This window comes from Steroidobacter sp. (genome assembly GCF_016790065.1).
Lineage (GTDB): Bacteria > Pseudomonadota > Gammaproteobacteria > Steroidobacterales > Steroidobacteraceae > Steroidobacter.
In genome coordinates, this window is record NZ_JAEUPY010000552.1 from 1 (window position 1) to 2992 (window position 2992).

At 58.6% G+C, this 2992-nt stretch carries 4 protein-coding genes; all 4 read left to right on the forward strand.

All coding sequences use genetic code 11. The annotated features are described in order from the left end of the window. Positions 1-122 precede the first annotated feature (122 nt). Complete coding sequence (locus JNL55_RS22740) at positions 123-611, forward strand: Panacea domain-containing protein (RefSeq protein WP_293859386.1); 489 nt, start codon at positions 123-125, stop codon at positions 609-611. Then, positions 589-1041 carry a hypothetical protein gene (locus JNL55_RS22745; protein WP_293859389.1) on the forward strand — a complete coding sequence of 151 codons (453 nt, stop codon included), beginning with the start codon at positions 589-591 and terminating at the stop codon, positions 1039-1041. The genes JNL55_RS22740 and JNL55_RS22745 overlap by 23 nt, the downstream gene beginning before the upstream one ends. A 316-nt stretch (positions 1042-1357) precedes the next feature. Then, positions 1358-1759: a hypothetical protein gene (locus tag JNL55_RS22750; RefSeq protein WP_293859392.1), complete on the forward strand. Its 402-nt coding sequence runs from the start codon at positions 1358-1360 to the stop codon at positions 1757-1759. 55 nt (positions 1760-1814) lie between these two features. After that, the coding region (locus JNL55_RS22755) for an HNH endonuclease (protein ID WP_293859395.1) at positions 1815-2992 on the forward strand (1178 nt) is incomplete at its 3' end.

The following is a 2992-nucleotide window of genomic DNA, read 5'->3' on the forward strand; positions in this document are numbered from 1 at the left end:
TTGTCAGTGCACTGCGCTCGGCGGCGATTTGAGGGGAGCGCGATGTATGGCAGTTGAGCCCGTCGAAAATGGATTGACATGTGAGTTATAGTTCTGTGGCCCCATCGAGGGGAGCGCGATTCATGCCATACAGCACCGAAACCGTAGTTAATTCGATTCTGCAGCGGGGCTTTCGCGAGAAGCGTGCCGATCTGACCCCTATGAAGATGCAGAAGCTGCTTTATTTCTTGAATGGCTGGCACTTGGCTGTCTCCGGCAAGCCAGTGGTTGATCAGCCGTTCGAGGCATGGAAGTATGGGCCGGTGGTGGAGTCGGCTTACAAACAAATGAGGCGATTTGGCGCCGATTGCGTCTCGGACTATCTTAAAGTTCTGGATCCTAAAAGCGGCGAATGGAAGGCGTACGTCGTTTCAGATGACGACAAAACGTTCGCTGATGTACTCGACTTGACGTGGGAAAAGTACATCGGCATTGACGCTCTTCACCTTTCTGCAATGACGCACGAGAAGGGCTCTCCCTGGCACGAGACGCATCGGAACGCCGGTCAAGGAAGCGTGATTCCAAACGAACTTATAAGGAAATACTTCGTTGGACTCGCAAAAGCCGCTTGATTCAGAGCTAGTTACCCCGCAGCAAGCACGGCTCGTTGAGGCCAAAGTTGTTCCGCCTGACTCACTGGCGCAAGGCGAGATAAACCACCTTAAGACTGAGCTGGGCTACCTTGGGAGGTTGGTTGGCTCCAGGCAGGAGAAGCCGGGCAACGTTGCTTTCTTGGTTATTATTCTGTGCTTCGTGTTTCTGTTCGTGGCCTTTTTAAGGGACACAGGAAGCAATGCCGCTCCCTTCACTATCACTCCGGTAACGGCGCCCCAGCAAACGATTGGAACGGCGCCGGCTCCCGGTGCCACCAATATTCCTTCCCCAATCACCGTGACTGTTACTGGTGGCCTCACGGAGCCCTTCTTTAAGTTGGTCTCGGTGCTAATCGGTGTGGTTGGTCTGGCGCTGGGATATTTGTTCGGTTCAAGCAATAAAAGCTAAAAAGCCGAACAGACCCAAAGGTCCTCATTTCCATAGGGCGCTGCTTGGTCCGCGTGAACCGCGCGGGCGGTGCCGCGGAGCGATGATCCCGGCGCGAAGAATATATTCTGTCGGCGACCTGTTGTTATATACAGTAACGAGGTAAGATCAGCCCGTACTGATAGGCATCGCCGACCACCGCCCGAAACCTCCCCTCATCGTTCGCGCGGCACATCAAACAAATCGATAGCGAGTGATCAATGCATGAAAGGCGGCGCCCGACGGTGCGTCAACACCGCCGAACGCCTGACCACATCAACCTAATCTGGAGGATGACATGGCTACTAAAGATGATACTTCGAAGCGCCGCGGTTCACGGTGCAATCAATCGCAGGCGGCTGACGGCGCGACGAACATCATGCCGACAATGCCGGAGGCGAAGACGTTAGAAGAGGCTATTGCGAACGTGCGCACGTTGATGATGCAGGTTCGAGGGATGCTTTATTGTTTGTCCGAGGTGTTGCAGTACGCGGATGATGAGGACTCGGTGTTGCACGCGGAGGTGGCGCGCGCGGGTGCGGGGTGGATGAGTCTCGCGGCGGCGGAGTTGGATCCGGTGAAGCTGAAGCCGTTGATCGATGCGCTCAAGCGGCGCGGTGGATCGGGGCAGGGTGGCGCAGCGCCCGCGCAACGGCTGCCGTATCAAGTGAGAGAGCCGAGGGCGGTGTATTTGGTTTGAAGTATTGAAGCGAAGGCCGGAAAGCGTTTCCGCGGAAACGTGTGAGGAGTGAGCCATGATCGCAGTGGATGTTCACCCAACCTATCCAAGCGACGAAGCCCGAGCTGCCGACCGCCAGTCGCTTGCGGAGCTGGGTCACCAGATCGTCGAACTCGCCGGCCATCTCAACGCAGGCAACTATCGCTTCTTGATGCTGATCGCCGAGTGGGATCGCCGCAAAGGTTGGGGCGGCGACGGCGGCACCCAATCCTGCGCGCATTGGCTCAACTGGAAGTGCGGTATCGACATGGGCGCGGCGCGCGAGAAGGTGCGCACGGCGAATGCGCTGGTGAATCTGCCGAGGATCGCCGCGGCGATGGGGCGCGGGCAGCTGAGCTATGCGAAGGTCCGCGCGTTGACGCGCGTGGCCTGCCCGAAGACGGAGAAGACGTTACTGGAGTACGCGTTAACTGGCACGGCGGCGCACGTAGAGAGAATCGTGCGCGACTTCCGCCGATGCAAGGAGGCCGAAGAGCTGGGGCGAGAGGCGCAGCAGCAGATCGATCGCAAGCTCAGTTGGTTTCATGACGGCGATGGCATGCTGGTGATCAAGGCGAGGTTGCCGGCCGAGGCCGGCCAGATGTTTATCAAGGCCATCGAAGCGGCCTGTGAAGAAGTGACGCCGCCGGACGTTTCCGCAGAAACGCAGGTCCCGAATACCGAATGGCGGATTGATCACTCGGCCCGTAAGGTCGATGCGCTCACCATCATCGCGGAAACGTTTCTGGCGCAGGGCCCAGCGGCGCTCAAGGGCGGAGACCGGCATCAGATCGTGGTGCACGTGGATGCCGAAACACTTCGAGACAGCACCGCTGGTCAGTGCGGTTACGAAGACGGTCCGAGCGTTTCCGCGGAAACGTGTCGGCGATTGTCCTGCGATTGCAGTGTGGTTCCTATCTTGGAGAACCCAGACGGCGAGCCGCTGAATGTCGGCCGCAAGACGCGGAGCATTCCGCCGGCGCTGCATCGAGCGCTCAAGTCCCGAGATCGGGGCTGCTGTCGGTTCCCGGGATGCCCAAACACGCGCTATCTGGACGGGCATCACATCAAGCACTGGGCGCACGGCGGTGAGACCAAGCTATCTAACCTGGTTAGCCTGTGCCGCTTTCATCACCGGCAGGTGCATGAAGGAAACGTCGAGGTGCACGTGCTAGACGATGGCGCAATCCGCTTCACGGCGCCGAACGGACGATC